We start from the raw sequence: 6,375 nt of genomic DNA, 5'->3' as shown, positions 1-6,375 counted from the left end.
GAACACTACCGACCCGGCGTCGAACTGCTCGGACAGCCCGCCCACGGCCCGGACCACGTTCAGACGCGGGACCATGATCATGGACCGGTGCAGCTCGCCGCTGATGTCGCCCGCGACGGGCGGGGCGGCCACGGCCACCGCGGCGGAGTCTTCACGCGCCACGACCGCCGGGACCTGCTTCTCACTGACTTCGGCGCCCTGCTCCTGGGCGGGGGCCGGCTTACTGAATGTCATCGTTGCCATTGCTCGTTCTCCTATTTGGCTTTTGCCAGGTATTCGACTTCCTCGCCGGGAACCACGACCCCGGCCTCCTGCAACAACTGCGTGAGTTTTCGTTTCGCTGCCGCGCCGCCTCCTTTTTCTTGGTGTTCCGCCACGATCTTTTCCAACTGGGGCAGGCTGATCGTGCAGGCCTGCAAATAATCGAGCTGGGTGATGCCGAGACGGCCCTCGATCGCGGTCCAAACCTCGACCACATCGCGCACGGTCCGCTTGCCGGTGCGGAACCGGAGCTCGTAGCCGGGGATCTCCGCGCCGCCCTTGACCATGTCCATGGCGTGCTTGCGTACGCTCTCGGCCCACTTCTCCAGGACGGGGGCCAACTGCAGCGCCACGGCCATCTGGCGCGGGTCGGCGATATTCGAGGGGTGGAACTCGGCCGGGATCGGCAGGGCGTCCTCCGCGTAGCCCTGGTAAACGGTCAGGGCCTTTTCCCGGAGCGCGGGGCACTCGATATGCGCCCCGCAGAAGCGGCAATTGTCCGGCGCGGGCCGGAACGGGGCCGCCGGGTTCTCGGCATTCAGAATGACCGTGTGGATCGCGTCGTAGAGGCGCTGGCCGTCCGCCTGGCGGCTGAACCGGGCCACGGACACGGTGTCGCATCGCGGCTGCAGGAAGTGGACCGTGACGTGTTCTACACCGCACTCGTTCATGGCGCCCAGGGCGTAAGCGAAGCCCTGGAGGTTCTGCTCGGCGTCATCCACCTTCACCCGGCCGAACTTGAAATCAATGACGTGGGCGTGGTTGTCGCCGGTCATGACAATCAGATCGGCCGTGCCGAAGGTCAGACCGGCCACGTCCAGACGCTGCTCGCGGTGGACGCTGATGCCGCCCTCGATCAGGGGCCGCACGTAGTCGAGGCACATGCGGACCGAGTGGGTCTGTTCCTCGTTCAGGCCGGCCAGGTCGCCGGTCTCACAGGCGCGGTGCAGGGCGGTCCCCTCCTCCGCCGCGGCGCTGGTCTCGCCGGTGTTTTGCCAGTGCGGGCAGATGGACTTGGCTTTCAAGCTGCTGGGTGAATGCTTGGCGTGGTCAGTCATGGGCGGGTTCTCCTGTTTGCTGCTGTTTCAGATCCTCGAGGCGGGACTTCAGAAGCAGGAACACGGCGTGGGCGGCGCCGACTTCGTCACCGGCCCAGACGACGTGAACGTCATGGAAATAGTCCAGTTCGCGCCAGCGCTTGAAAACAAGATCGCAATGGACCCGGCCGCTGGTGAAGCGGCTGTAATCGAAGCGGATGATGTCGTGGAAGTTGGCCTCGACCACGTAGTAGATGCGGCTCATCCCGGCGGCGCGGGCCCGCTTGATCTTCTGGAGTTCCCGGCGGAAGCGGTCCTGCATGACCACGGACTCGATGAAGTCGGCCAGGGACTTACGTTCCACGGCGAACAGCGCCTCGTCACCGGCCCAGGCGTAGTCGAAGACCGGGACGGTGCCCTGGACGATCCGGACGGGTTCGATAAGGCCGGTGAAGTCGAGGGGGCGCTGTTCGCGGGTGTCGATGCGGAGGTTCATGGACGGGCTCCATTTTTCTCCCGGCGCTCGGCACGGATCTCCTGCGCGCGGAGCTTGAACTCAGTGGATTGCAGATATGCTTGGATCTCTGAGATCAGGAAGCGCGGCCGGCCGCTCAAAGTGTGCTTGGGCACGCGCCATCGCCAAAGTGTGGACGGGTCAAGGTTAAGCTTGAGAGCAACGGCCTTCAAAGTGAGGTACGGCTCAACGGTGGTCGCGGATTCCGAAGGTAGGCCTCGGAGTACGTTTAGCGCTTGCTGTTTGCGTTCGTCTGAGGCGGACAGCGATGCCTGCATGAGTTCCTCAAATACGCTCATGGGCACTACCTTCCTCCTCAAACACGAAGCCGAATTCGCGGAACAGATCGCCGATCGCCTCGGCATCGCCGTTATTCGCCAAGTCTATGAGCTGCTGAAACCGCGCATCCTGCTTACGACCGCGAAGGACAGCTAATTCCGCCTTCGCCTGCCTATCGCTTTTAATTCGTTCTCGCATATGGCGTCCTTCTTTCTGGTTTTTGCCTTTAACGAGACCAAGATCGCAGAATGCGCGGGAACCGGCATGGAACCACAAGTGGGAACTCATGGAACGCCATGGAACGAAACTAGGGGGGTGGAAGAAGAAAAGAGAGGCACGCACCCGCCTCTTGGCGGACACGAGCCCCCACTAAGATCAAGCGCTAAGACATCAACTTGGCGAGATGAAACGAACCCTTAGCCGGTATACCTGATCCTTCTCAGCGCCGATGCGCTCGAACATCTCTTTGAACTCTTCCTTCTGCTTGCGGAAAACATCGTGCTCGAAACGTCCGCCGATTCTCTGCGAGCCGGGCGCGACGGTCTTGTTATAATTAGCCAAGACAGTCTCGAAGGGGAACTGTAGTATACGTTTATCAAGGCAGTACTTCCACACGGCCTCAAGAATCAAGCCACGCGATGCCAGTCGTCCGCCGAGATCTAGCAATTTTCCGCTCGGTAACCGGATTGACTTCCAGCCATTGAGCAACGACGCGGTGGGCAGGGACCCGAAGATCGTATCCCCGGCCATCCCCCTGGAAAGAACGGCGCCGCGCACCACCGACTTCTCGGCCTCTGAAAGATCGGGGAACGTGACGGCATCAATCTTCCGTACCCCGCCACCCTCGAACTCCACACACAGCGCATTCCCCTCTGTCACAACCCGCACGATCCGCGCCGGCTTCAACGGCTCGCGACCGAGCACATTGAACTCGATGGCGTAGTCCTGCATAGCAAGCCTCACCCGGCCGGCGCAAGGCTTCGACAAATCGCGCGGCGTGACCGCCGCACCAATCCAGAACCGCCCGCCAAACATCCGCATGCTCTTCCCATTCAGGTCAAAACCGTACGCATCGTTCACCCAGACCGGCTCAACGCTCGGTCCCGCATCCTGACTTGGAGTCGCGCCGGCCTCCGCCTTCTTCGTCGGGACGGAGACCACGCTCGCCGATTCATACACGATTCGCAGCAGGCAGTCACCTGGCAGAGTCCTTTCCCGGACCGCCTTTCCGTGCCTTGCCATCATCAGGTCCACGACCCGACTCACTTCCAGCGCGTGCCGCTTGTACAGATCCAGAACTCTCCCGCATGCGCTGTCGGCCTTCCCCTTCAGGTAAGGCAGGATGTCCAGCACTTCTGGAAAGCGGATGATGAACTCCCCCTGCGTATGCAGACCATTGACGCTGTTTGCCCGCTCCAAGAACGTCGCCATCATCATCTTGTCCAGGGTTGCAGGCATCGACTCGATGAACATGTCCAAGCCATAACTCGCAACAGGATCGAACTGCTCGGCATCCGCTGCGATGACTCCGAACCTCCGGTCAATACACTGCGAGCACACACCGCAATGCGGCTTCTCGTTGCTCCGCTGCCAGATGTGGGCGCAACTGTTCGAATGGGGGATAAAAGCACTGCATCCCCGTTCAGTGACCTTCCGCACGACATCCGCCCGGGTCATTTCGACGAATGGGTTCTCCACCTCAAACGTTTCGCCAGCTACCAGCGAAACCAACTTCTGGAAACCTTGCAGCACTCGCGGATGGGCGGTCCGTGTTGCACGCCCGCCCACAACCTGAGCGCACACCGGCAGATTCAACGCAACCACACCGTTCTCGTAGAACCGCACGGACCGCAACTCAACCATGTGGGCCACCGTCGCGCCGAGCGCGGCATACAGGAATGAGCGCGAGCGCTGGGTATAACCCTTAGTCAGGTCGCTCTGCTTGTGCACTCGCACCCTCAGATGCGCCGGCGCGAAGCGCCCCGCGTACTTCGACAGGAGCCCCACAAGCACCTTGTGTTTCCCCGAGAACTTCACGGTAGGCCGATGGTTCACGAGAATCACGCGCCGCTTCTGACCCACGATCTCCTCAACGGCCCCGGCCAGCGAATCCAGCCCACCAGAGAACATGATCACCTGTTCGGGATCGCCAATCGGCCCGTTTGAATCGGCGAGTTCCAGATATTGCTGAAAACCCGGGGCGCCCCGCACGGAATGGAACGTGAAGTCGTATCGGTCATCGGAGAGAAACCCGACCGTCCCGCGCAGGAGATTCTGCACTTCAGCCGAAGCCCAGAAATCCCGTTGCCGGACCGGAATGTGGAAGTGCAAGTCCCGCCGCCAGTTCGCGCCGAATGTATCCACATCGTAGGCGCCGCGATCGATCGCTTGATCCGCGCAGTAAACATACGACGCAATCTCCACCAGGTCCGCGAAAAGGGGGGGCACATCGCGCAGCAGGCGGGCATGAATGTCTTCGAAATGCAGGCTCACGTTATCGCGACTCTTGCCGCTCCATAGATTGAGCCGCAAGGCCTGGTCCGATCCGGCCCCGCTGAACTTCACACCACCGCAGACAATTACCCGGTCAATCGCCATCGCCTTTGCCCTCGAACGCGAACTCGCCACGCATCTTCTCGACCCCGAACCAACCGAAGCCGTCGATCGACTTCCCAGAGATCCGCCCGCCCTCCGTGTAGCGATGCTTCGCAAACCATTCCCCGCAGTAGTCCTGCACGATCACGGACGATTCCTCGCAATGCGTCTTCAGGGCGCTCTCGAACTGTGCCAGTTGGTTCATCGTTGCGAACCGTTGCCCCGCTCCCACATGCGCCGACAGTGTTCGGCTGAGGAACCAGTCCATGCACCCGTACGTCAACTTTGAGAAGAAACTCCGGCCAAGCTCGCCGAACCCCTTCTCCGTGTGCAACCCCTTCAACCCGAGGGCCGCGTCTTCTCCCGCCCCGCTCAGGAGCGTGCCCATCCGCTTCTCTATATGTTCCGTCACAGCCCCCACCAACGCCGACCGCGCTTTCTCGCCGAATTCGGACTGCTTTCCACTGCTGTTGATCCTTCGCTCTAATGCCTGGGCAATCCCGACCGCAACGTCAGTCAGGCTCGGCTGAGACGGGAGTTGAATGCCAGCCTTTGCGAGATACGCGGCCGGGTCCTTCTGGCTCCCGGCCTGCCCGATCTCCACCAGAAGCTGGACCGCTTCACGGAAACCCGCATCTCCCTGAACGTACGTCAGTGCTTTCTGGGAAGCCTCAATCGTGGCCTTCGCAACCTTGGCCGCGTCAGCCCCGGTTGTGATCAGGTCTACGATCTTCGTCCAGCGCTTTGTGTGAGGAAGCGCCCCAAGCCTGACATGGCCCATTCAGAGCACTCTCTTTCTCGGGTTAAAACCTAACGATTCCGTCAGTCTCCGTCAACAGCGGCCATCCTTCGGATTCAGCGGATCACGCGTGGCAAGAAGACGGAGTCCAAGCGGCACCAACTCCGCCGAGTTGGGCCACCATGGCAATGGTGCCGGGGGCACCATCCCGATGTGTGCCGCCTCCGCCAACAGTTCCTATGCATCGTCGATCTTGACCTGGGCGGCAGCGAAATACTTTGCCTTGATCCCGGACAATTCCTCAATGATCTCTTCAATTTTCATGACAATCGAACCTCCACATAAGACTACCGCCGCAACGCATCAAGAAACACCCAGTCACCGGGCGCGCGCTCGTATTGCCAGAACTTCCAGCCATTGCAGGTGCGGCGCTTGCACGCATGCGCGCCCGCGACTGAAGGTGATGTGTAGACCTTCTCGCCCATGAGGATCGAACCGTCACGGCGAAGACGCGCCTTGATGGTATCTCCCTTGTACCTGGCCTTCAAAATCATGGGTGCGGTGATGTAGGCAGCCAGAACAGGGGTGCGACCTTCCTCGTGGGCGACGGGTTTGCGCGACCTTCTCTTGGGGAGATAGTCGCTGAAAAGGCCGTCAAGCTGGGCAAGTACACAGCGCTTGATGTCGCGTCTGAAACGGCGGCGGAGATCCTCGGATTTCGCAAATTTACCCTTCTGTTTATTGCCGCTCGGTTTCACGGTACGCAAAATCAGAGCTTCAAGCTCCCGCAGGTGATGGTCACCGATGGTGAGGTAGACTGAAAAACGATCCCATGAAAGACCGTGCCGGTCTTTGAGATGGTGTTTGAGCCGGTTGCGAAGATTTGTTGCCAGTCCTACATAGTAGAGCTTGCCCTTGCGATACAGGGCGTACACTCACTGGCGTGCCCG

At 60.7% G+C, this 6,375-nt stretch carries 8 protein-coding genes; all 8 read right to left on the bottom strand.

What is annotated here, in order from left to right:
- On the bottom strand, positions 1-243 hold a 243-nt coding region (locus tag KA248_13885; GenBank protein MBP7830998.1), incomplete at its 3' end, for a hypothetical protein.
- Between the two features lie 11 nt (positions 244-254).
- The gene (locus KA248_13880; protein ID MBP7830997.1) at positions 255-1,319 is read right to left on the bottom strand and encodes a DUF2800 domain-containing protein; all 1,065 of its coding nucleotides are present in this window, start codon (positions 1,317-1,319) and stop codon (positions 255-257) included.
- Positions 1,312-1,794, bottom strand: a complete 483-nt coding sequence (locus KA248_13875; GenBank protein MBP7830996.1) for an ERCC4 domain-containing protein — start codon at positions 1,792-1,794, stop codon at positions 1,312-1,314. The genes KA248_13880 and KA248_13875 overlap by 8 nt, the downstream gene beginning before the upstream one ends.
- A complete protein-coding gene (locus KA248_13870) occupies positions 1,791-2,111 on the bottom strand; it encodes a hypothetical protein (GenBank protein ID MBP7830995.1) in 321 nt (106 codons plus the stop codon). The genes KA248_13875 and KA248_13870 overlap by 4 nt, the downstream gene beginning before the upstream one ends.
- Positions 2,098-2,367 (bottom strand): hypothetical protein, encoded by a 270-nt coding sequence (locus KA248_13865; protein ID MBP7830994.1) that lies wholly within the window; start codon positions 2,365-2,367, stop codon positions 2,098-2,100. Before KA248_13865 ends, KA248_13870 begins: the two co-directional genes overlap by 14 nt.
- A 114-nt stretch (positions 2,368-2,481) precedes the next feature.
- Positions 2,482-4,689 carry a 7-cyano-7-deazaguanine synthase gene (locus KA248_13860; protein ID MBP7830993.1) on the bottom strand — a complete coding sequence of 736 codons (2,208 nt, stop codon included), beginning with the start codon at positions 4,687-4,689 and terminating at the stop codon, positions 2,482-2,484.
- The gene (locus tag KA248_13855) at positions 4,679-5,467 is read right to left on the bottom strand and encodes a hypothetical protein (GenBank protein ID MBP7830992.1); all 789 of its coding nucleotides are present in this window, start codon (positions 5,465-5,467) and stop codon (positions 4,679-4,681) included. Before KA248_13855 ends, KA248_13860 begins: the two co-directional genes overlap by 11 nt.
- A 305-nt stretch (positions 5,468-5,772) precedes the next feature.
- On the bottom strand, positions 5,773-6,360 hold the full coding sequence (locus tag KA248_13850) for a hypothetical protein (GenBank protein MBP7830991.1): 588 nt from the start codon (positions 6,358-6,360) through the stop codon (positions 5,773-5,775).
- Positions 6,361-6,375 lie beyond the last annotated feature (15 nt).

Source organism: Kiritimatiellia bacterium (genome assembly GCA_018001225.1).
GTDB lineage: Bacteria > Verrucomicrobiota > Kiritimatiellia > CAIQIC01 > JAGNIJ01 > JAGNIJ01.
The sequence above is the reverse complement of the archived record's forward strand: the minus strand, read 5'-3'. Positions and strand labels throughout refer to the sequence as shown.

Excerpts from the sequence above, each read along its gene's own strand:
- KA248_13880 (MBP7830997.1), bottom strand. The coding sequence starts at position 1,319 with ATGACTGACCACGCCAAGCATTCACCCAGCAGCTTGAAAGCCAAGTCC.
- KA248_13875 (MBP7830996.1), bottom strand. The coding sequence starts at position 1,794 with ATGAACCTCCGCATCGACACCCGCGAACAGCGCCCCCTCGACTTCACC.
- KA248_13870 (MBP7830995.1), bottom strand. The coding sequence starts at position 2,111 with ATGAGCGTATTTGAGGAACTCATGCAGGCATCGCTGTCCGCCTCAGAC.
- KA248_13860 (MBP7830993.1), bottom strand. The coding sequence starts at position 4,689 with ATGGCGATTGACCGGGTAATTGTCTGCGGTGGTGTGAAGTTCAGCGGG.
- KA248_13855 (MBP7830992.1), bottom strand. The coding sequence starts at position 5,467 with ATGGGCCATGTCAGGCTTGGGGCGCTTCCTCACACAAAGCGCTGGACG.